Here is a 23236-nt window from a genome sequence, read left to right on the forward strand (position 1 = left end):
ATGATATAGTAAAACTGTAACATTATGACTTTTATGGATATATTTACTATTCTGTGACATCGAGTCACAAAATAGTAATAATTAACGAGGCAAGCCTCGAGGTATTAAACCTGAAAGCGAATAAATTGAATCAACAAACTACCGTTTCATTATCAATGTCACGGTAGTTTTCTTTTCATGTGTTTCTATGTATTGTTTTTTTTAGGACACATGCTGTTCGCTATTAATCATTCCTTTTGGTGATAATATGTTTAGCATGCTCGTTTCATAACAATTATTTTTTTTCGTAACTTGAATACTTAACCAAAATTCAATCAAACGCGTGTCTATTCTTATCAAAAACATAAAGCAACTGCTCCAAGTACACGAAAATAATGTGACTATTATTAAGGGAGCGGATATGAAAAAACTTCCTGTATTAGAAAATGCTTATCTATATATTCAAGATGATACCATTGTGGAATTTGGTACTATGGATTTTTGTGAAGGCATTGATGCCGAAACAGTAATTGATGCTACAGGAAAAATAGTTTTGCCTTCTTGGTGTGATTCTCACACGCATATTGTTTATGCTGGTCATCGTGTTTCGGAATTTGTAGATAGAGTTAATGGTTTAAGTTATGCTGAAATAGCCAATCGTGGTGGTGGAATTTTAAATTCGGCTAAACAATTACAAGTAACATCTGAAGACGATTTGTATGAGCAATCTATTCAACGTCTAAATGAAATGATTGCAATGGGTACTGGTGCTGTTGAGATAAAAACAGGTTATGGACTCACAGTAGAGGCTGAATTAAAAATGCTCAAAGTTATTAAACGTATCAAGCAAGTCAGTTTAGCTAAAATTGCACCAACTTTATTGGCAGCACATGCTATTCCTTCAGAATATAGAGATCGTAAGAAAGCATATGTAGATAAAATTATTAATGAATTAATTCCTAAAGCTTCCGCTCTACGTATCGCCAAGTATATCGATGTATTTTGTGAAGAAGGCTATTTTTCAGTTGAAGACACCAAAAGAATTCTTGAAGCTGGTAAGAAACATAATCTTATTCCTAAAATACATGTAAATCAGTTTAACATTCTCGGTGGCGTTAAACTTGGCGTTGAATATAATGCACTTTCTGTTGACCACTTAGAAGAATTAAATGATAAAGACATTAAAGCCTTAAAAAAGAGCAATACAATGCCTGTTGCTTTGCCTGCTTGCTCCTACTTTTTAGGTATTCCATACACGCCAGCACGACAAATTATTGATGCTGGCTTGCCATTAGCAATTGCAACAGATTTTAATCCTGGGTCTACACCTAGTGGAAATATGAATTTTGTAGTTAGCACCGCATGTATAAAACTAAAAATGACACCTGAAGAAGCTATAAATGCTGCAACAGTAAATGGAGCCTATGCCATGGGATTTAGTAATATGTATGGCAGTATTACACGTGGTAAAAAAGCAAATATCATTATTACAAAACCTATGGAAAGTTATGCTCAAATACCATATGAGTTTGGTCATAACCCTATCGACACCGTAATAATCAACGGACAGGTTTTAGAAAATAAAAAAGCCTGAAGTAAGATAAACAGCTTCAGGCTTTTTAAAAAGGCACTAACCAACCAATCTGTAATTTCTATCTTAAGGTAAACTCAGATGAAGAAATTAAATTATTTTCATTAAATACATTGACTATGTAACGTCCTTTCTCAAACTTTTCATCTTCAGTAGGAGATACAAATTCACATATATTTAGATTGCTGTTCTCGTAGTTAAAACGACTAATTAAACTGTAATTAAGTGTTTGGTCTTCGAATTCTATCTGATTATTAGACCCTAAAACATTATTTTGAGGGTCAATAATCTGTATATATAATTCTTTATCACCAGTCTCTGCTAAAAGATTTTTTGCTACTGTATAGCATACTTTTATTTTATCGCTACGTCTTGCACGCTCTGTAGGTATTTGCTTCCCACTACTTCTTTCAATAACACCAAAACCCTTAAGGCCAATTGTCTGTAAGGCTCCTGCGTCTTTAACCACTCCTGCTAATTCTGTATTTTGTACTAAAAGTGAATCTGTAAATGCAGCGCGTTCAGCTAATTGAATTTGCGTACTATCTAAAGTTGTAGCTAATAACTCGTTTTCTACTTTTAGACGGTCATTTTCTTGCAATAAGACATCCATTTCTTCTTGAAGCGCTAAATATTTCTTTTTGTATCTCCATAAGCTTCCAACACTATTTTGTGAGACCTTAAGAGAATCCATTAAACCTTGAATACGATTTCTAGCTTCAACAAGTGTTTCGTTTGCAATTTCATTTTCACCGATAGCTGCATCATACTGCTTAGCCATAACACTCAAGTCATTCATTACTTGTTTTTTCTGTTTTACAAGTTCTGCGGTCTCACTTTTTTTGTCGCTGTAAAGTTTAGATGCATAAAACCCCGTTCCTAGAAATAACGCGAGTAAAATACCTATGGCAACTTTTAGTCCTGTGTTATTGTTTGTTTTGTTCATAATTCAATTTTATTTAGTTATTGTGATTCTTATTTTTTAATCTTTAATTTAAGGTCTTTAACTTATTAAAATGTAATTTTATTTAAATTTTTAAATCTAAATGCAAAATTTAATTCAGTTTACATCTAAAGACCGTGACATGCTTGTAAAAACTCGCAAAGGCGAGACCAAATTTGGTGAACATGTTCAGTTGAATAACAACTTCACTAACATTTACGATGATATTAAAGCTTTGGACGTCGACTATGTTATATTTGGTATTTCTGAAGATATTGGCGTTGTTGCAAATCACGGTAAATCAGGAACATACAAGGCTTGGAATGCCACTGTAAAAGTTTTGTTAAATACACAGAGCAACACGTTTATTGATACAAAACGCATCCTAGTTTTAGGCTATTTAAATTATTCAGAACAAAGGGAACAGCTTAAAGATCTAGAACTATCTAAAAAGAAGAGGATTTCATTAGCTCGAAAACTTACTGAGCAAGTTGACAGCGATGTATCACATTTGGTTTTTTCTATCATTAATGCTGGAAAAATACCAATAATCATTGGAGGCGGCCACAATAATGCCTACGGAAATATCAAAGGGGCGTCATTAGCTTACAATACATCTATAAACGCTATAAATTTTGATGCACATCATGATTTTAGACCACAAGAAGGAAGGCATAGCGGTAATGGTTTTAGATATGCTTATAATGAAGGTTTTCTAAAAAACTATTTCATTTTTGGACTACATGAAAATTATATTTCACAGAATAGTCTTGATACCCTAAACTCTACTAAGGGTGTTGTTTACAATACGTTTGAAGATGTGTCTGTTAGAAAACGATTGGGTTTTAAATCAGAAATAAAACGTGCTTTAGATTATGTAAACACTACTCATTTTGGGCTTGAGATAGATTGTGACGCTATTGAAGATATACCGAGTAGTGCAATGACACCAAGTGGATTTTCAGTAACAAAAGTAAGACGTTTTATAAGTAAAGTCGCCATCGAAAAGAATGTAAGTTACTTGCATATTTGTGAAGCTGCTCCAACAAAAAATACAGAAGCACCAGTAGGTAAACTCATATCATATTTAATTACAGATTTCATAAAAGCACATGCAAACTCAAATAATTAGCTACTACCCGAAGTACGCCAAATATTTCTATGATTATAACATCGAATGGCTTGAAACTTTTTTTTACGTTGAACCATATGACGAAGAAGTTTTAAGTAAACCAGAAAAATATATAATTGATAGAGGTGGACATATTTTCTTTGCAAAACAAGAAGACCAAATTTTAGGTACGGTCGCTCTAATGCCAACAGAAAAAAATGATATATTAGAGTTAACCAAAATGGCGGTTCTACCCGAAGCTCGTGGTCAAAAAATTGGACAGCAACTTTTACAACACTGTATTGATTTTGCTAAAGAAAAAGAACTAAAAGCACTTATGCTCTACTCTAATACTATATTAAAAAATGCAATATATCTTTATCGGAAATACGGATTTAAAGAACTAAATCTTGAAAAAGATAATCCTTATGAACGCGCTAATATTAAGATGTTGTTGAAAGTTTAATTATGAAAATCCCTACCCTTTACTTCAAAATTCTCAGGTATTAAATAATCAGTAATAATCTTACTTGTATTACCAAATTGATTATGACGAAATTTTAAAACTAGAAGTGTAACGGATATGTCTAAAATCTTGAAATACTTATATCTTTTTTTTTATTAAAAGCTTTTTTTACATTTTCACCTTCAAGTTTTATAAAGTGTCCATTTTCGTTAGTATGAAAATTCCACCTTGCTTCCATAGAAGCACCACAATCCTTATTTTTTGAATTATTATCTGTTGTGTTCCGCTTACTCGAATAGGTAACCCTATAACTCAGAAAACAATCACCCATATTCATTTTATAATCACCATTAAAACGTTTAGCCAGTTTCCATGTTTTTCTTGAATTATTAGTCAATAATTCATTTGCATTTTCAGGTAGTTTAAAGTCTTTCTCAAAACATGAAATTATTATACCGAGCAATACAATAATAAAAAAGACCTTATTTTTCGTATTAATTATCTAGAGCTTTCAAACTATCCAACTTACGCTGAAGTGCTTCAATTTGTTCGGTATTATTATTGATTTTTGGAACAACTATTAAAGAATCTAAGGTTTGCTCGATATCTAAATCTAATTTAGGCTTTTCATTAAAATAGTAACCGATACCTTCACTAGCCCGCCATGCTTCGTTTAACTGACTGTAAATTGTCTCGTCCCATTGGCTTGGATGTTTTACATCAATCCATATAACATCACGGTATTCGCTATCGATTAAAGCTAAATCAGGCGTGGCTGAACCATCAAATTGTCCTTTTTTATTAATTGCAGACACTGTTCCGAGAAAAAACATACGTTTGCGACCTGCAATATCTTTAATATAAGGTCGAAACTCAACAGGCTTATTAGCATCCCAATCAAACTCTTTGCGAGATTCTACAATCTTTAATGGCATAGCAGAGACACCAGCATAACCCTGTTTTTTGCTCGCATGATCGTAATAATAAAGTTTATCTGTTCCATCAGCAGGAATAAAAACACTATAGCTTAAACTCGTACGTTCATCCCCAACTGGTTCTAAACCAAACCAGTGGTACAATCCGCTGTAAGCATCTGAATTATTGTCTGCAAAATCAAAATCTGTAACATAAGGTTGTTGATTTTGATCTACGGGCATTTCAGGAATTTTTACAGCCGTTTCCATATTCCAAGGTAATGGATCACTAAATCCACCTAAAAACTTTAGAGATTCTGCTTGAAGTTGAGATACTTTTTCAGACAATGTGTTTTGCTTTGTTAAAAAGGGATAGTTTTTAATTTTATCGGGACTCACAAATGTTCCCTTTCCTATGGTGATGCGCTCTAGATAATCATTAAAATCATGCTCTCCATTATCTACAATCATCACACCACCGAACGTTGGATATGGAAAAAAGAAGCCTTTCCATTTAATTAGACTAACTACTTGTACCCAACTGCCATTATCATTTTTCATGTAAAAGGTATCGCTTGGCTCGTAATTGAATAACATCCAAGGATTAAAACGTTGTACGACTGCATTATATGTGTTTCGGCTAAATTTTAAGGTTTCGCCAATTGAAAATGTCACAGGAATACGATTTTGGTTAGAAAAGCGTGGAAAAGGCGTTGTACTACTTACTGAAAAAACTTCTTCGGTATTATCGCTAATACGCTGCATAATGTATTTTTCTGAAGGTTGAATAGCCATTGTCCATTTATTCTCATCATCGACTCTTACCAAATGCGGAAGCGACACGTCTTTGGTTTCTCCAACACTCTCGTTTGCCATAGAAAAAATATTTCTAAGTGGTTGAATACGTTCATTTTGTGTTAATGGCAATTCGTGAATTTCAACTTTATTTAGATGATTGAATACGTTATATGTTTTCATATAATCGTACATTCCATAATGCCAACCAAACACGTATAAAATCCCAAAAAAAACGAGTAATAATCCCAAAGTTCCTAAACGTGAAGCGGTACTTGCGGTTTTTCTAAATTTACGCAAACCTAAAAGTAATATAAGCACACTGATAAGAATTACGAAAAAGAATTTTCTTAAAAATAGTAATGCAGGTTGATAATCGTCACGAAGTACAAACAAAAGTATGAGCACTACTAAGCTTAGTAATACCGTAATTATCTTTTGTTTTCGTCCTTTTTTCCAGTATGATTTTATCATTCTTTATTTTTTTCCATTCTGAACTTAATTCAGAATCTTGTAAATTATTAAAACTATTTTTCTAGGATACTGAAAAACTTCAGCATGACACTTTACGTTACATTAACCCCTTGTCTTTAAGTCGCTCACGTGCAGATTTTTTTTCTACCTCCATTTCTTTCTTAGATTCTGTTTTAATTTCTGCTTTAGCTTCTTCTACAACTTTGGTATCTTTTGTTTTTAAATCTTCGATAAAATCTTTCCCTTTTTCTACAGCATCTTCAACTATATCACTAATAGAATCACTTTTTTGTTCAATTACTTCAGTAGATTTAATTACAAAACTTGCCAAATAAGTACCTATCAATGTACCAGCAGCAAACGATGCAAAAGCCGAAATACCATTATAGCTAGAAAATACAGCTATAGGTGTTAAAAACTCAACAATCAAAGCAGCTATCATTACTATAGTAACTACAAAAATTAGTCTAGGTATAATACCTTGTTTGTATACAAATCCTTTTGGATTGTCTGGTGACATTTGGAGTTCCTTGCTGTTTGCTATTTTATTAAGCGTTCGGTATGCACCATTTCCATTGGACTCTCTCCAATACAGAAAAATTCCAAATAATATAGCAACTATGAATATAACGAGTTCTAATCCCATGGTTTTAAAGTTTAATGTTCTATAAAATTAGTCTATAAAAACTAAATATTGTTACTAATTGTCTTAATTACCCAATCTTTAAATGATTCATCCCAAGTATTGTAATTCTTATAGAATTGGTCCTTATCGTACCAGTAAAGGAATAAAACATCCTTGGGAGAAACATTGATAAGTAGCTTCCAGATTAAATCTTGTTGATATACTGAAAGTGAAGAATGTGGTTTGTGTAATGCAAAATACATTTGCTCATCCACCATATCTTCTAATTTATAGACGTTACTTCGTGATAGTCTTTCTAGGTATAATTCTACACTCATAACTTGCTTACGAGACTTTATATCTAACTTATTCAAATAGCTTTTAAACAACATAGAATCTGATAGTATATCATTAATAGAATGTTGTGTGTCTTTTAATAACTGTGCAAATTCATATTTCTTAATACGCTCATATTTAGGGGTATTGACAACATCATCTAAATGACATTCTATAATAATATGGTCTCTTAGTTTTTCTACTAATTCTGGTTGTAAAATATGATAAATTAAGACATCATAATGCGTGTCTTTTATAGCCTCTTTGTATGAGTCCATATCTTCAAAAACAACAATAGTTTTTATAAAATCTCTAAGTACATAGACACCACCAAACGCCTTTGTGTAAAAGGAACTGGTTTCAAAATTGAGATTAGGCATAATTAAATCTCTACCACGTAAATCACCATAAGCCTTTGCAGATTCTAAAATTTGAGCCTGTAGCGCTTCATCTATAAAATTATGATTGTGTTTAAACTTTTCAATGAGTTGAAATTGCTCTTGCTGTTGATGGTAAAGATTATCCATTAAATGAAAATTAATGGTAATAGCATCATATTTTAATACATCCAAAGGCTCATAAAATGTATCTATTTTTTGGTCAAAATCAATTATTACTGCAGAATCTCTGGTGATATCATTAATTTTCTTTGAATAATTCTTAAAAATTAACTGCATCATATCTCTATCAAAAGAATGATAGGGAGAATAGACTGGTTTTCTATTTTGTAATGGAGAAATGATAATACCTTGAGGATTTGATGGTCCGTTACAAAGGTAATTATCGTCCTTTTTTTCTTCAGCAACTTCTGGACTCCAACCTACACCATCAATAGAAAACTTTTTAAGTTTAGTTTTTGTAAAACCAAGTTTAACCAAGCATTTGTTATAACGCTCCACAAGTTTTCCACTCACTGGAATGAGTTCACTTCTGTATAAATTTGCTTGTTTTAATTTTTGCATTGATTATTAACTTTCCTTACCAAACTGCTCTCTAGCTTCCGTTTCAATATTTAACTGATTGACTCTTGCATCTACTTTACGTTTAAAGTCAGTATCTGCAATGGTTGCTACGTTATCTAAATAACGTATGACTTCTTGACGACGAATGTCCGAAAAGTTTAAACCTTTCATATTAGACTTCATTAATTCTTGAAGCATATTGAATTTTGTGTCATAATCTTTTTTGAAATATGTTTCTGGATTCTCAAACCAATCTTGTTCCAAATCAAAATCCGTTAATCGTAATGAAATTGCAGATTGAATGTTACGCACATCACGGGATGAAAAGAATGGAAAAATCTTTTGAATTTCTTTATACAACGCCCCATAAAACATGTGATCTTCATTTTGATGAAGCTTCTCAACTTTATCAAACGTATCATGTACGCGCTCTTCTGAAGGTTTTTTAACAGCATTTAAAATATCGCCCATACTTTTTGCTAAGCCTTGATCAGCTAAATATTTATAGCCTTCTGGGTCATTCATATTAATGAATTCTGGTATGGTATCTTGCAGTTTTCGCCACCAAATATGGTCTTGGTCTAAAAAATCGTGCTCTGTTCGTGCTCCGTCAATTTTAAAACGCCCTTGAACACGTGAAATCACCGCTTTATCCAACATTTCTGGTAAGTTGGTAAATAAACCAATTGAGCTATTACCATAGTTAACAGCATAAGCACCTTCAGTATATCTTAAAAACACGCCAATTACTTCTTTTACGCCTGCAGAAACACCTTGAGTCGTTCGTTCTTGAAGGTTGTTTTCTGCATCATCTATCGGTGCGAAAATAAGTTTTGTTGGGTCTTGTAGAGGTTTCATCCATTCTACCATTTTCTCGGCAGAACCACCTTGAAACGTACTAATCAACGTGTCTGGCATTGGATGAAATAAAAATGGAATATCTAAATTATCGCAATGTTCTTTTAATCGCGTAGCTATTGCTGCAATAAGCATACTTTTTCCAGTTCCTGGAATTCCATATCCCATAAATACTGGCATAAAACCACCTAATTCTTGAAAAGGATTTTTCTGAGCTTCAAAGTCATAGCTCAACATACGTTCGGTTAAACGACGTGCAAAATGCTTTGCATCTCGGTTACCTACAATTTGTTCAAACTGTATTGTATTGAATTCTACGCTTTTTGCGCTACCTTCAAATGTGTTACTCCATCCATCAATTGCAAAATCGCTATTTTCTAGTTTATAAGCTCTATCAACTATAGTTTCGGTATATTCTAAAGTGCTTTTTCGAAGTTGAATTTCAGAAATTAAAGCTTCAAAATAAACGACTGTAAAATCGATAACATCCTTGTCTGATTTGATGATCTCTGGATGAGACAAATATTTATCATAATAGAATAAACTACAAGATATCCCTTTTAATGGCGTTAAAAATGAAACCTCTGGAATGCCTGCAAACTTCTGCTTCATAACACTTAAATCGTCAGAAGCTTTGGGTTTTAAATCATGAATTATCTTATATGACATAGAAAACAACATAAAAGCAGTGGCAGTATGCATTTTACTCTCATACTCACGTTTTCCATTATTATCTAACGCTAATTTATTTTCTATCAAAGAGGATAAACCCGAAGCATCATAATAACTATCTCTAATCCATAAGCCTAAACCAATACCTTCCTGAACAGCGTAAAGTGTATTGTTTAGGTGAATTGGAAGTGCAACAGATTCTGGCAATAAACGCTTTTTTAGCTCAAGAATAGTCTTAGAAACTGATGTGATTTCTGATGTTCCATTACCTTTAGCACGAGATAAATACAATAAAATAGATTCGTCTTGTGCATCTTTATCCTTATTTCGTGCACGCTCACCTTGCTCCCATTGAATGCTTTTAATATATGAAGTTGCTTCATCACGAAGCATATCGAGTTCTGTTTGTTTTATAGGAAAGGTAGAATTATGTTCCATCTTATTGCTTTTGGTTTTTAGTTATGTCTAAAAGTCACTGACCTGTATCGGCGGTTTCGCCAACTTATCAATCACTTCGGGTGTTTTGTTATACAACAACTGAATGATACGATGTGGTGCCAAAACATATTTTTGTTTTTTGATTGCTCCCCATTTTTGAAAGGTTTGCTTGTTAAAAAAACTACCTTCTTTAAACTCTGAAGTTGATTTAACTTCGTCAATTTTTAATGAAAACGCATAACTTTCTAAAGGAATTTCTTTCTTCGCAATAGCATCAAGAATGGTGTGTGTAATCTTATTTTCATCCTTTGCAAACACGTTATGCAATGGTCCTAAATCTATTATTTTCAAAAGCTTTGGTAAAATATCTTCGTGCTTTCTATCGATGGAATACGCCATGGCGTCTAAATTCATTTTACGGTCAGCGGCTTGCTTTATGGTGGTGTAAATTTCTGTTTTATCTTTAATTGGGTCTTTTCCCTTATAATTAAAATACATGAAGCATACAAAAGGCCTATTATGAGAAACATCGTAAAAACTCCAGCTCGTCATATACTCGGCGATTTCAGGTTTTGGCGATTTTAAAATCTTTCCTTGAATGAAACGATTGAATATGAATTGTTGTTTTACATTGGTATAGTAAACTATTGACGCTGCTTGAAATAATCGTGATTTTTTAATCGATTGCTTTTGTCTCATTAAAGTATCTAGAAACTCTTCTTGAAGCACTTCAACTGACGTTAAACGATTTAGATATTCTTCGCGCAGTGCTAAATCATTAAACAAATACCGAAATTCTAAGTAATTAGGAAATCCAGAATCGGTTAAATCAATCTTCATATTATCCTCATCATCATACATGTATTTTACACGCATGGCTTCGATGGAGTACAATAACAAATCGCAATATTGCTTAAAAAACACCAATTCCTGCTCAGCACATAATTGTTGCTGTTGCATTTTTACAATCAATTCTTTTACGGTAAAATCTACCATGCTATGGTAAAATTCGTACTGTTGTTTAGAATCTAATTGTGCTGAATCTAATGGTGTTACAATCATGGGTTAGTATGCAGTATTCAATAATCAGTATACAGAAAACATACTCAAATCTTAAAGTCTGAGTACTGAAAATTGCACACTGTTTAATCATAATATTATCCTAATAAATCGTCTTCTTCCACTTCTGGTTTTAGGTCTGGCACATCTCCGCTAGGATTATCACCTTGTGGATTATTTGGTACTGTATTATCTGAGTTATAATACTCGTCAAAAATTGCTTTCATATCAATACCATAACGGTCTGCAAAGTTCTTCTGGATTTCAATATCCTTATTTCGAATTTCCTTCAAAGCTTCTGCATAGCTGCCATAAACACCTTGCATTACTTTTTCGTGCACTGGGATATTATCCATCATTTCTTGACGTGCTTTTGCGCTTGCTGTATGCATTGCTGCTAATGTTTCTCCAATATGTTCGTCGGTTTTTACACCCAAATGCTCTAAGATTGCAGCAAACTCTTGATCCGTACGCGCTTTTAATGCTACTACGTAACCATCATAATACTTTAATCTCTCGTCTGTGTCACTTTTTAGTTTTGCACGATGGGTTTGTAAGTTACTGCGTAAAGACGTTAATACTTTAATCGTTAAATTATGTTTGTGTACAAAACTATCTTTAGAAGCAGCGAGTGTTGTGTAAGCATTTTTTAGACCTTCTAGTTCCTCAACAGACTGCTCAAGTTTTGTTACTTTAGATAAAGCCTCAGAATATTCTGTCGATTGTTTATCCGCTACATCTGTTAAGGCTTGTCTTGCTTGTTTTAATAACGCATATTCTGCTTCTAACTTATCTTCTACTTCTGCCTTTTTCTCTAAAGCCTTTGTATGATTTTTACTTGCTTCAACGATAGCATCTTGCAGCTTGTCTTCAACCTCTTTAATTTCAACCTCACGGTCTTTTAAACGCTTAATTGCTGCTTGACTTTTAAAAGACAACTCGTTAAGCAATGTCTGAACGTCTGCAGTTTCAATACGTTCTTGAAACATAGCTTTTGCCTTGTTATCCGCAGCATCACGTTCTTTTTGGGCTGAAGTTAACTCGTCTTCGGCATTTTCTATTTTACTTTTTCGTCCCCAGAGATTATTCCACCATGTATCAGGTATATTTTGAGCATCCTCGAGCTCAACTTTAGCACGCTCCAAACGTTTAACCGCATCATCAATGATTTTCTGCTCTGCCTTATTAAGCGCAGAGAAGCCTTCGAACATGATACCTACTTCATCTTGATAATCTGTTAAATCTTTGATAGCATCCAAAAGCGTGGTTCTATCCTTTTCTGCCATATCTACAACATTATCTAATGTTGCATTCAAGATTTTTTGACGACTTTCTGGGTCATCTTCTTGTGCTAATTTAGATTTCATTTGGTCAATGGCTTTGCCCCAATTGACATCTACTTTTTCAGATTTTTCTTGAGAATTGGTTTCTAATAAATCAAAATCATCAGACATATGCTATATTCTATTTTAGGGTTGAACAAAATTTGGTTAACAATTTCGGTAATTTTTATCATTATAAAAAGATTCCGACAAAATATAAGTGTAAAATTTTAATAATTTGTTACAACTTCTTAGGCTCGTAATCCTTAATTTTATGTTTTACAAACTTATTTTCCATTATGAGATTAATCAAAACCGCATTATTTCTTTGTTTTCTTATTGTTTTATACTCTTGCAAATCAGATAAAAAAACGAAAAATCTAGGTCATGAAAAAGCAATTGAAATAGTACCAGTTAACCACGGAACTTTAGTTATTAAAAGTGAAAATTATAATTTTTATGTAGATCCAGTAGGTGGAGCTGATAAATTTAGTAATTATGAGAACGCTGACTTTGTCTTAATAACCGATATTCATGGCGATCATTTAAATATTGAAACCTTACAAGCGTTAAATCTTTCTAATACAACGGTCATAGCGCCAAAAGCAGTAGTTAATAAGCTTCCCAAAAATATAGCAAAAACAGTAGTAACGCTAAATAACAATGACACTTTTGGTGATGATAATTTGAAAATTGAAGCCATCCCTATGTACAACCTAAGAGAAGAAGCGCTAAATTTTCATACCAAGGGGCGAGGAAATGGATACGTTATAAATTTGAATAATCAACGTATTTATATCTCTGGTGATACTGAAGATATTCCTGAAATGCGAAACTTAAAAAATATTGATATTGCTTTTGTATGTATGAATTTACCGTATACCATGACTGTGGAAAGTGCAGCTAGTGCTGTTTTGGACTTTAAACCAAAGAAAGTATATCCATATCACTATCGAGGAAAAGGAATGATGGGTGACGTTTATGCCTTTAAAAATAAGGTAAACACTAAAAATCCTGACATCGATGTCGTGCTTTTAAACTGGTATAATTAACAGTTAATCGTCAAATTTTTAATAACAAATTTGCAAAATATTTATTATTAAACAGTTAGGGATTGGGCTTTTTTACTATATTCGCATGGAATCCAAATCTATAATCGGTCTAATGAAAGGATTTTTTCTACTTAATTATACCTCTGCAGTAAGCATACATCAGCTGACACTCATCTTGTTAACTGTTTGTTTTGTTTTTACAGTTTTAATAATTATCGCTATCATTAAAATGTATAAGTTAAAAGCTCAAAACAAGAAGCTTATGAAAACAAATGCGTTTAAAGATGTTGATGATTCCTATAAAGATTTTACAAGCGGTCATCTTTATGATGATGTTTAATGTAGCTTTAATACATAATAAAAAAGCAATCAATTGATTGATTTTTATTGTCGAGTTCGAAAATTTTTATCGTACTAATTTTTTATATTTGATGCGTTTTGGCATTAAATCACCGCCTAATCGCTTCTTTTTATTTTCTTCATAATCGGAGAAACTTCCTTCAAAGAAATAAATTTGGGAGTCACCTTCAAAAGCTAAGATATGTGTACAAATACGGTCTAAAAACCATCTATCGTGACTAATAACAACTGCACATCCAGCAAAGTTTTCCAAACCTTCCTCCAAAGCACGTAACGTATTAACATCTAAGTCATTAGTTGGCTCGTCTAAAAGTAACACATTACCTTCTTCTTTTAGAGTCATTGCTAAGTGTAAACGGTTGCGTTCACCACCTGACAATAGACTTACTTTTTTGTTTTGTTCGCTCCCTGAGAAATTAAAACGACTTAGGTATGCTCTAGAATTAACTTGCTTTCCTCCCATCATGACCAATTCTTGCTCGTCACTAAAATTCTGCCAAATAGTTTTCTCTGGGTCAATATTAGAATGGGACTGGTCTACATAAGCAATTTTTGCTGTTTCACCTACAAGAAATTCACCTTTATCTGGAGTTTCTTCTCCCATTATCATTCTAAAAATCGTTGTTTTACCAGCACCGTTTGGACCAATAACACCTACAATACCAGCTTGTGGAAGATTAAAGTTTAAATCTTCATACAACAATTTATCACCGTAACCTTTACTTACCCCTTTAGCTTCTATAACATTTGTTCCTAAACGTGGTCCATTAGGTATATAAATTTCAAGCTTTTCATCAAGTTGTTTTTGGTCTTGGCTCATTAACTTATCGTAATTCTTCAAACGTGCTTTTTGCTTGGTTTGACGCCCTTTTGCACCTTGACGTACCCATTCTAGCTCTCTCTCTAAAGTTTTTTGACGTTTAGAAGCCGTTTTACTTTCTTGTGCCATACGTTTAGATTTTTGATCTAACCAAGATGAGTAGTTTCCTTTCCAAGGAATACCTTCTCCTCTATCGAGTTCCAAAATCCAGCCCGCAACATTATCTAAGAAATATCTATCATGTGTTACAGCAATTACTGTTCCTTTATATTGTGCTAAGTGATGTTCTAACCAATGTACAGATTCTGCATCTAAGTGGTTGGTTGGCTCATCTAATAATAAAACATCTGGTTCTTTTAATAACAAACGACAAAGTGCCACACGACGACGTTCACCTCCAGAGAGTACAGCTATTTTTTTATCACCATCAGGTGTTCGTAAAGCGTCCATCGCAATTTCTAGCTTTGTGTCTAGTTCCCATGCATTAGAAGCATCAATTTGGTCTTGTAATACAGCTTGACGGTTCATAAGTTTCTCCATTTTATCTGGGTCACTATAAACTTCCTCAAGACCAAATTGGTCATTGATACTGTTATATTCATAAAGAATCGCAACCGTTTCTGCTGCACCTTCTTTAACGACTTCTAGTACTGTTTTTTCTTCATCTAGCTGGGGTTCTTGTTCTAAATAGCCTACCGAATAATCTTGGGAAAAAACAACATCTCCCTGGTAATTTTTATCAACCCCTGCTATAATTTTTAATAAAGTAGATTTACCCGAACCGTTAAGACCAAGAATACCAATCTTTGCGCCGTAGAAAAAGCTCAAGTATATATTTTTTAAAACTGGTGTGTTTGCAGACTGAAACGTTTTAGTAACACCAGACATTGAAAAAATTATTTTTTTATCATCACTCATTATACACGTCCTTTTAAAGCGTTAAATACCCAAGCTATACAGAAAAATCCACAACCAACAGCAGCAAATCCCCAACCTGCAACATCATTATACCTAAATGCACCTAAGGCTATTAAACTCAATCCTACTATTATCATTATTGTGGTAGCCCAGGCTAACACCGTGTTTTTATTCATTGCCATATTATAAATTTTTAAGGAAAACACAAATATCGCGTTTTTAACTGAAAAAAGTACACTTATTTAGAATGCTCATTTTTAAAAAATTAATACGTTTATTACATTGGCACTTCTATAAGTAATAAACTACTATCATGGAGTGCTTTGATATTAACACTCGTAGTTTCTGACACGCCTAAAGCATCTCTTGTTTTAATGTTTTGATTTTCAATATCTGCTTCACCAAAAATATTCATAATATACAGACCATGTCTTTCACTTTTTAATTGATATTCCAATGCATTGTCCTTATCTAAATCGACTCGTGAAATCTTCGCGTTTTGATGAATTTTTAAACTTCTATCATCTTGATCCTCAAAAGAAGACACCAAAGTTTGAAGCTTATTATTTCTACCTGATTTATGAAACATTTTTTGGTCGTAACGTGGTTCTACACTTTGCTTATTAGGTAGAATCCATATTTGAAATAGGCTTAAATGCTCATCAGTTGAACCATTAATTTCAGAATGTTGAACGCCTGTGCCAGCAGACATCACCTGAACTTCATTAGGATGTACCGTAATCCAATCATTAGCCATATTGTCTTTATGCTTTAGAATACCCGTTAATGGAATTGTAATAATTTCCATATTATCATGTGGATGTGTACCAAATCCCATTTTTGGTGCGATGACATCATCATTTAAAACTCGAAGTGCTCCAAACTGAATTTTTTCTGGATTATACCATTGCGCAAAACTAAAACTATGATTTGCTTGTAACCAACCATGATTTGCAAATCCACGCTCATCAGCTTTATGTAGTATAGTTTTCATATTGTATTATCTGATTTTATCTAAAAGATTGCTTAATTGTAAAGCTTCATCTTCAGTTAGATTATTTAATAAATTCTGCTTTTTTGTTTTTGCTATTTCTTCTAAGAGCGAAATACCATCTTTAGTTATAACAATTTTAACTACACGTCTATCATGTTCAGAAGGCAAGCGCTCAATATAGTTTTTAGCACATAGCTTATCCATTAAACGTGTAGCGTTAGGTGAACGCTCAAGCATTCTTGCCTTAATAGTTTGCACTCTGAGCGGCTCATTTGCACCTCTTAAAATACGTAGTATGTTGTATTGCTGTGGTGAAATTCCAAAGGGTTTAAAAAATTCGTTTTTACAACTAGAAATCCAATTGGCCGTGTAAATAATATTAAGCATGGCCTTAATTTTGTTATTTTCAAATTTTGAATTTATGTCTTTGGCTAAATCTCCCATGATTTAAAATTCTTAAAGACTCTCTTCTAGTTGTTTTACTTCTTCTAATAATTCGTTATTAAATACTTCGTCTGTTATTTTTCTGTCTTTAAAGTTATCGCCAAAACTTGGCAATGAAAACTTTCCAACAATATTACCGCCCATAAATTGAAAACGGTTAAAGGCAATCTCTAAACCCGTAGTACCAGCTCTTGGTCCTGGTGATGTAGACATAAGTAACATTGGCTTATCGCTCCATAATTTTCCATCAATACGAGACATCCAATCAAATAAATTTTTAAAAACGGTCGCGTAAGTACCATTGTGTTCTGCCAATGATAATACAATGCCATCCGTTGATTTGATTTTGTCTAGAAAACGGTTTGCGTCTTTTGGAATTCCTAATTTATTTTCTAAATCAATCCCGTATAGTGGTAAGTCATAATCGTTTAAATCTAAAACTTCAACTTCTACATTAGTGACCAACCCGGCAGCATAAGTTGCTAATTGCTTATTAATTGATGTACTACTGCTACTTCCTGCGAATGCTATAATTTTTTTCATATTTACTTATTTTTGATGAAGCAAATGTAATATATTCCATGGTATATATTTCCATGTTAATTATATTTAACATTTCATTTAGAAATATCATGAAAACATGAACATATTGTTTTGTAAATTCGTAACAAATTAGAAAAATACAGATGGATATAAAATTCAATAAAAACGAAGACCATAACAAACTCCTAGTTTCTGACCTTAAAAAGCGTATCGCTAAGGTAAAGCTTGGTGGTGGTAAAAAGAGTATTGAGAAACATCAAAGTAAGGGAAAAATGACCGCTCGGGAGCGCATTGATTATCTATTGGATTCTAAAAAGTCTTCCATAGAAATTGGTGCTTTCGCTGGGGAAGATATGTATCCTGAATATGGTGGATGTCCTTCTGGAGGTGTAGTTGTAAAAATTGGTTATGTCAAAGGAAAACAATGTATTGTGGTCGCCAACGACGCTACAGTTAAGGCTGGGGCTTGGTTTCCTATTACTGGAAAAAAGAATCTTCGTGCTCAAGAAATTGCAATAGAAAATCGTCTACCAATCATATATTTAGTTGATAGTGCTGGTGTTTTCTTACCGATGCAAGATAAAATTTTCCCAGACAAGGAACATTTTGGTCGTATTTTTAGAAATAATGCTGTAATGAGCTCAATGGGAATAACACAAATTGCAGCTGTTATGGGCAGTTGTGTTGCTGGTGGTGCATACTTACCAATCATGAGTGACGAAGCCTTAATCGTTGATAAAACAGGTAGTATTTTCCTTGCTGGAAGCTACTTAGTAAAAGCTGCCATTGGGGAAACTATAGATAATGAAACTTTAGGTGGAGCAACCACACATTGCGAAATTTCTGGCGTTACTGACTATAAAGCCAAGGATGATAAAGATGCCTTAGATAAAATTAAAAACATTGTTGATAAAATTGGTGATTTTGATAAAGCTGGTTTTAATAGAATTGATTCAAAAAAACCTAAAGAAAACCCAGAAGATATTTATGGTATTTTACCAGCAAGTAGGTCTGACCAATATGATATGAATGAAATTATCTACCGCTTGGTAGATCATTCGAAATTTGAAGAATATAAAAAAGGATACGGGCAGACTATAATAACTGGTTACGCTCGCATTGATGGCTGGGCTGTAGGAATAGTTGCTAATCAACGTCAAATCGTAAAAACAAAAGGTGCCAAAACGAAACCTGCAGAAATGCAGTTTGGTGGTGTGATTTATAACGACTCTGCTGATAAAGCTACTCGTTTTATTGCGAATTGTAACCAGAAGAAAATACCATTAGTCTTTTTACAAGACGTTACTGGTTTTATGGTTGGTAGTAAATCTGAACATGGTGGAATTATTAAAGATGGAGCCAAAATGGTAAATGCAGTGAGTAATTCTGTAGTTCCAAAATTCACCATTATAATTGGCAATAGCTATGGCGCAGGTAATTATGCCATGTGCGGAAAAGCCTATGACCCTAACCTAATTGTAGCTTGGCCAAGTGCTGAGCTAGCTGTTATGAGTGGTAATTCTGCAGCAAAAGTATTATTGCAAATTGAGAAAGCTTCACTTAAAAAGAAAGGCGAAACTATTACCAAAGAAAAAGAAGACCAATTATTTAATAAGATAAAATCTCGCTACGACAATCAGGTATCGCCATATTATGCTGCTGCTCGTATTTGGACCGATGGCGTTATTGACCCATTAGACACAAGAACTTGGATTAGCATGGGTATCGAAGCTGCTAACCACGCTCCTATCGAAAAACCTTTTAACTTAGGTGTTTTACAAGTTTGAGACTATGACTATGAAAATAATTAAAACTATATCACTTCTCATCTCTTGTACATTTAATATGTTTTCACAGGATGATATCATTGCTCAAGATGTAAGAGTGGAATTTATCTCAATAAAGCAAATTAGTGATACTGATAAATCAAAAATTATTGAAACTATTTACAAGAAAAATGATACTCTTGTTAGGCTAAAACCAGAAATAAATAAAGATGATTTAGATTATTTTTGTAATTGTTTTAAAACCGACTCAATTACTAGAATTTATCAAATTCTGGCTTTTACGCACAAAAGAAAACGCCACGACGATAATAGTATAAATCAGTGGAATTCAAATGTCGTGGTATATTTCGATAAATTTTTTGAAAAGAAAACTATCGATAAATTTAAACTTTTTTTTAAGCCGCTAAACAAAATTAAAAACCTACACGTATCATACACTAAAAAAATAAAAGATGCTAATTATCATATATTAAACTCTAAAAATACTATTAAAAATTATGAAAATAACGATAGTATTTACTCTGAATCGTTCCTAACAAGTAAAGCGACCTATAAATTAGTAAATGATAATAACAACAAGTATTATTCAGGAAAATTATTGATTGATGTAGATAGTCTAAAAGACAAGTCCTTAATTCTTAAAAAAATGAAGCAATTATTTTTTATTAGTTTAGGACAATTTCAAACCAATTATTTTTTAGGTACAAAAAGTTTAACAAGTATAAATTATATTGAAACAAATAGAATTAATAGCTTTGATTTAATGTTACTTAAATTGCACTACTTTAAAATTCACGATTTTAATTTCACAAGAAGAAAGTTTAGAATTTTAAAATCGAAACTAAAAAAACACTGTTCATAATGAAGCATATGATTATTTTAATTATCCTTTTTCCAATTTTGGCGTTAGGGCAAAATAAGTCTTTAAGCCATTATAAATCATACTATATATCAAAGAAGCAATTTGAAGAAAAGTTTCAAAAGAAAGATTCGCTAGGTTTTATTGTAAAGGATAACGACACTTTAATTAAGGTAAACAGTCTCAAAAGACCAAAAGGTGTATCAGTCGCTTACGAACGTAAAGATTCTACATTTCTAGAATATTATAAAAAGATTGCTTTTCAAAGTATACATAAAGATTCAGCTGATACCAAGCCAATGAAATATTGGAAAAAAACCATAAAAATATATTTCGGAAAACATATTTCTAAGAAAGTTAAAAATAAAGTTGTTTCGTTCATAAATGAAATAGATTCAAGAGTTGACTCTTTATCTATTTCGGTTGTAAAAAAGCTAGAAAATTCAAACTACATAATATTTAATAATGAAGATTATCAGTACTCTGAAAATATAAGTAGAAATAAGGCATCTGGATACTACATTCGTTGGCAGAATAGTAGCAATAGAATTTATAAAGGATATATCAGGATAAATATAGATAAACTTCTAAGTGAAAAATTACAAGTTCAAAAAATAAAAGAACAATTTATTGGCTCACTTGGCTGGTTTAATTTATCTGATGAGTTGTCCTGTACAAGTTATTTTTCTAATTGTCATTCTGATAACAAGCGAATGACAGAATTAGATTGGGAACTTTTAAAGTATCATTACTCTTACGGAATATGTAAAGGCACTACCAAAAATATTTTTGAAGAACAACACCGCATAGCGAAAGAAATATATAGCAAAACTAATCATAGGATGAGTTTCTTTCACCCATATTGAGTTAAATTAGTATTGCATAAAGATACTAACAACGCTTCTATCAAAAAAAAAATTAACTTAATGGTTTTATAGGTTTAGTTCCCTTGATGATTTTTAACCCTAGGGATTGTTAAGAGTTTTGTTTGTCGTCCATTAACATATCTAAATCCGTTTTCTCCCCAAAAGCCTGCTTCTTCTAACATTATTCGAATGTCACGTTTCCATTCATTTACAGTAACCGTTGTGTTTAGTTCTATGGCATAAACCGTGTTTTCGTGCAATGGATAATCTCCATTTACAGGAACGCCACCTTGAGAATCCCACATACCTATTGTTGTCCCTGATGAATGACCGTAAGTCCCTAAAGGGTGTGTGTATATTGCTGGACGTAAACCTTTCAATTTTCCTTGAGCTAAAGATTTAGAAAGAATTGAATTTCCTGTTATACCTGTTTCAAAATTATTAGTAAAAATATCTTGAACACGATTTCCGTCTTTTAAAGCTGTTTGTAAAAATTGTGGCGGTTCTTTTTCGTTTGGTTTTAATACGTATGCTAATTCTTGGCAGTCTGTGTTTAATCTTAAATAGGTAATCCCAAAATCACAATGCAATAAATCACCTGGTAAAATAACCATGTCCTCTGGCCTATTTGAAAACGCATATAAATGATTTCCTAATTTCTCGGCAGTTCGTTGTACATCTACGGTTGGATGAAACCAAGTTTCTAAACCAAGAGCTGTCACCTTATCTCGCATCCACCACTCGACATCTGTTGTTGTTGTAACGCCTGGTGTAATCACTTTTTCTGAAAAAGCTTCAGCAATGATATCATGAGTAATGTCTACTAATTGATTATAAATAATCATTTCTGTTTCGGTTCGGGTTTCTATCCAACCAATAGCTAATTGTTCAGCCGATTTTACTCTATAATTATAGGTGTTTGGTAAATTATCCATAAACGCTTCGTAATCTGTTTTTACGATACCATCACAAATATTAAAGTGTTCAGAATAATTAAGTCCGATAGATTTTGGATTTCTTTCTTCAATAATCTGCATTAAGCGCTTCCATTGGTTTGGTTCTTTTTCTTTATCCCAAGCGGAAATGATATTTTCTCCGATATTATAACGTGCAACAGCTAATTTTTCAATGGTGTTCTGCTCTTTATTTCTATAGAAAACTAATATTGTACGCCGACGTGCATTTAACCATGTAGCTGGAAGCATGGTTTTTAGGACTGGGTCTTCGTTATATTCTCTTGAAATTATAATCCACATATCGAAACCAGTATCATCCATTAACTTTGGTAATAGATTATTAAATCTATCTTTTAGGATATTATCTACCACTTCAGCACGCTGGCGTTCTAGTAATATTTGCTGTGCTTGAAGTGAAATAGTAAAGAGGAATAAGATAAGGTAATTGAATTTCATGATTGTGAGTTGAATGAGTAACGAATTTAATCAAATATTGGGCATAAAAAAAGAGCTCCTAAAAGGAACTCTTTAATTTGTATTGTAATTAAAAACTTCTAGTGAGCTTGAGCCTCACGTTTTGCTTTCTTTTCTGCTCTAATTTCTTTAAAACGCTCAATAGATGCTCCAAATACCCAATAAGGAATAACGAAAGTCAACAAGAATATCATTAACCAAAATCCTATAGTTAAAATGGTTAAGAATGCTAAAAAGCCTAAATACTGGTCAAATTCGAACATAATTGCGTTTATTTAATTTTTAATCCTTTGCAAAGATAAAACCAAAATATAAGTTTTACAATAGTCAAGTTGAGATTTATCAACATAAAATGAACATTTATCTAAACAGGCTTAATTAATAGTTCTACTGTAGCTGGATTTGTGTCCAATGGTATATTATGCACATCACAAAGACGCATTAGCATTAAAATATCTGGCTCATGCGGATAATGATCTAATGGGTCTCTAAAAAAGACACTTTCCCGCGAAGTGTGTAAGTAAAATTTACAGGATTAGCTTTTTCATAGTTTAATTCTGTTTTCAAATATAGCTAAAAATTGGTTTAAAATGATTCCCCAATTTCTAATAGGCATTT

Annotated in this window: 23 protein-coding genes and 1 pseudogene; 8 read left to right on the plus strand and 16 right to left on the minus strand. The window is 32.7% G+C overall.

All coding sequences use genetic code 11. The features are described from left to right. The first annotated feature begins 322 nt into the window (after window positions 1-322). Entirely contained in the window at window positions 323-1573 is a 1251-nt protein-coding gene (gene hutI, locus HKP48_RS04845; RefSeq protein ID WP_296343401.1) for an imidazolonepropionase, read from the plus strand. 58 nt (window positions 1574-1631) lie between these two features. On the opposite strand, the gene HKP48_RS04850 is transcribed toward hutI, so the two are convergent. Beyond that, window positions 1632-2516 (minus strand): chromosome partitioning protein ParA, encoded by an 885-nt coding sequence (locus HKP48_RS04850; RefSeq protein ID WP_296343403.1) that lies wholly within the window; start codon window positions 2514-2516, stop codon window positions 1632-1634. Between the two features lie 100 nt (window positions 2517-2616). Between HKP48_RS04850 and HKP48_RS04855 the strand changes: the two genes are divergently transcribed. Then, on the plus strand, window positions 2617-3645 hold the full coding sequence (locus HKP48_RS04855; protein ID WP_296343405.1) for a formimidoylglutamase: 1029 nt from the start codon (window positions 2617-2619) through the stop codon (window positions 3643-3645). Further along, window positions 3626-4090 (plus strand): GNAT family N-acetyltransferase, encoded by a 465-nt coding sequence (locus tag HKP48_RS04860; RefSeq protein ID WP_296343407.1) that lies wholly within the window; start codon window positions 3626-3628, stop codon window positions 4088-4090. Before HKP48_RS04855 ends, HKP48_RS04860 begins: the two co-directional genes overlap by 20 nt. A gap of 121 nt (window positions 4091-4211) precedes the next feature. Here the strand turns inward: HKP48_RS04860 and HKP48_RS04865 are convergent, their stop codons facing one another. From HKP48_RS04865 to HKP48_RS04895, 7 genes are all read right to left on the minus strand, one after another. Continuing rightward, on the minus strand, window positions 4212-4553 hold the full coding sequence (locus HKP48_RS04865) for a hypothetical protein (protein WP_296343409.1): 342 nt from the start codon (window positions 4551-4553) through the stop codon (window positions 4212-4214). A gap of 31 nt (window positions 4554-4584) precedes the next feature. Then, window positions 4585-6273, minus strand: a complete 1689-nt coding sequence (locus HKP48_RS04870) for a hypothetical protein (RefSeq protein ID WP_296343411.1) — start codon at window positions 6271-6273, stop codon at window positions 4585-4587. A 97-nt stretch (window positions 6274-6370) separates the two neighbouring features. Then, window positions 6371-6919: a hypothetical protein gene (locus HKP48_RS04875; RefSeq protein WP_296343413.1), complete on the minus strand. Its 549-nt coding sequence runs from the start codon at window positions 6917-6919 to the stop codon at window positions 6371-6373. Window positions 6920-6960: 41 nt separating this feature from the next. Next, a complete protein-coding gene (locus HKP48_RS04880; RefSeq protein ID WP_296343414.1) occupies window positions 6961-8196 on the minus strand; it encodes a DUF6638 family protein in 1236 nt (411 codons plus the stop codon). A gap of 6 nt (window positions 8197-8202) precedes the next feature. Further along, window positions 8203-10164 carry an AAA family ATPase gene (locus tag HKP48_RS04885; protein WP_296343416.1) on the minus strand — a complete coding sequence of 654 codons (1962 nt, stop codon included), beginning with the start codon at window positions 10162-10164 and terminating at the stop codon, window positions 8203-8205. Window positions 10165-10191: 27 nt separating this feature from the next. Further along, the gene (locus HKP48_RS04890) at window positions 10192-11226 is read right to left on the minus strand and encodes a hypothetical protein (RefSeq protein ID WP_296343417.1); all 1035 of its coding nucleotides are present in this window, start codon (window positions 11224-11226) and stop codon (window positions 10192-10194) included. A gap of 95 nt (window positions 11227-11321) precedes the next feature. Beyond that, entirely contained in the window at window positions 11322-12677 is a 1356-nt protein-coding gene (locus HKP48_RS04895) for a microtubule-binding protein (protein ID WP_296343419.1), read from the minus strand. Between the two features lie 167 nt (window positions 12678-12844). Here HKP48_RS04895 and HKP48_RS04900 point away from each other — a divergent pair, with 167 nt between their 5' ends. Both HKP48_RS04900 and HKP48_RS04905 read left to right on the plus strand, forming a co-directional pair. Further along, window positions 12845-13597: an MBL fold metallo-hydrolase gene (locus HKP48_RS04900; RefSeq protein WP_296343421.1), complete on the plus strand. Its 753-nt coding sequence runs from the start codon at window positions 12845-12847 to the stop codon at window positions 13595-13597. A gap of 112 nt (window positions 13598-13709) precedes the next feature. Next, window positions 13710-13937, plus strand: coding sequence for a hypothetical protein (locus tag HKP48_RS04905; RefSeq protein WP_296343423.1), 228 nt, complete (start codon window positions 13710-13712; stop codon window positions 13935-13937). A 66-nt stretch (window positions 13938-14003) separates the two neighbouring features. Here HKP48_RS04905 and ettA read toward each other — a convergent pair whose 3' ends face one another. The 5 genes from ettA to HKP48_RS04930 all read right to left on the minus strand — a co-directional run bounded on the left by ettA (window position 14004) and on the right by HKP48_RS04930 (window position 17676). Next, a complete protein-coding gene (gene ettA / locus HKP48_RS04910) occupies window positions 14004-15695 on the minus strand; it encodes an energy-dependent translational throttle protein EttA (protein ID WP_296343424.1) in 1692 nt (563 codons plus the stop codon). Next, entirely contained in the window at window positions 15695-15877 is a 183-nt protein-coding gene (locus HKP48_RS04915) for a CAL67264 family membrane protein (RefSeq protein WP_296343426.1), read from the minus strand. Before HKP48_RS04915 ends, ettA begins: the two co-directional genes overlap by 1 nt. A gap of 95 nt (window positions 15878-15972) precedes the next feature. Then, the gene (locus HKP48_RS04920) at window positions 15973-16689 is read right to left on the minus strand and encodes a pirin family protein (RefSeq protein WP_296343427.1); all 717 of its coding nucleotides are present in this window, start codon (window positions 16687-16689) and stop codon (window positions 15973-15975) included. Between the two features lie 6 nt (window positions 16690-16695). Then, window positions 16696-17133, minus strand: coding sequence for a MarR family transcriptional regulator (locus HKP48_RS04925; protein WP_296343429.1), 438 nt, complete (start codon window positions 17131-17133; stop codon window positions 16696-16698). A gap of 12 nt (window positions 17134-17145) precedes the next feature. Beyond that, window positions 17146-17676, minus strand: a complete 531-nt coding sequence (locus HKP48_RS04930; protein ID WP_296343431.1) for an NAD(P)H-dependent oxidoreductase — start codon at window positions 17674-17676, stop codon at window positions 17146-17148. Between the two features lie 143 nt (window positions 17677-17819). Between HKP48_RS04930 and HKP48_RS04935 the strand changes: the two genes are divergently transcribed. From HKP48_RS04935 to HKP48_RS04945, 3 genes are read left to right on the plus strand one after another with little or no spacing between them, the layout of a single operon-like run. Beyond that, window positions 17820-19463 (plus strand): carboxyl transferase domain-containing protein, encoded by a 1644-nt coding sequence (locus HKP48_RS04935; RefSeq protein ID WP_296343433.1) that lies wholly within the window; start codon window positions 17820-17822, stop codon window positions 19461-19463. 10 nt (window positions 19464-19473) lie between these two features. Beyond that, window positions 19474-20325 carry a hypothetical protein gene (locus HKP48_RS04940; protein ID WP_296343434.1) on the plus strand — a complete coding sequence of 284 codons (852 nt, stop codon included), beginning with the start codon at window positions 19474-19476 and terminating at the stop codon, window positions 20323-20325. A gap of 8 nt (window positions 20326-20333) precedes the next feature. Next, the gene (locus HKP48_RS04945; protein ID WP_296343435.1) at window positions 20334-21188 is read left to right on the plus strand and encodes a DUF2927 domain-containing protein; all 855 of its coding nucleotides are present in this window, start codon (window positions 20334-20336) and stop codon (window positions 21186-21188) included. A gap of 74 nt (window positions 21189-21262) precedes the next feature. Here the strand turns inward: HKP48_RS04945 and HKP48_RS04950 are convergent, their stop codons facing one another. From HKP48_RS04950 to HKP48_RS04960, 3 genes and pseudogenes are all read right to left on the minus strand, one after another. Next, window positions 21263-22600, minus strand: coding sequence for a M24 family metallopeptidase (locus HKP48_RS04950; protein WP_296343437.1), 1338 nt, complete (start codon window positions 22598-22600; stop codon window positions 21263-21265). 98 nt (window positions 22601-22698) lie between these two features. After that, window positions 22699-22881: a hypothetical protein gene (locus HKP48_RS04955; RefSeq protein WP_296343439.1), complete on the minus strand. Its 183-nt coding sequence runs from the start codon at window positions 22879-22881 to the stop codon at window positions 22699-22701. A 101-nt stretch (window positions 22882-22982) separates the two neighbouring features. Then, window positions 22983-23114: pseudogene (locus HKP48_RS04960) on the minus strand (methylglyoxal synthase); the annotation flags it as partial. Between the last annotated feature and the right edge of the window lie 122 nt (window positions 23115-23236).

The sequence above is a fragment of the Winogradskyella sp. genome (assembly GCF_013042245.1).
In the GTDB taxonomy this organism is placed as follows: Bacteria; Bacteroidota; Bacteroidia; order Flavobacteriales; family Flavobacteriaceae; genus Winogradskyella.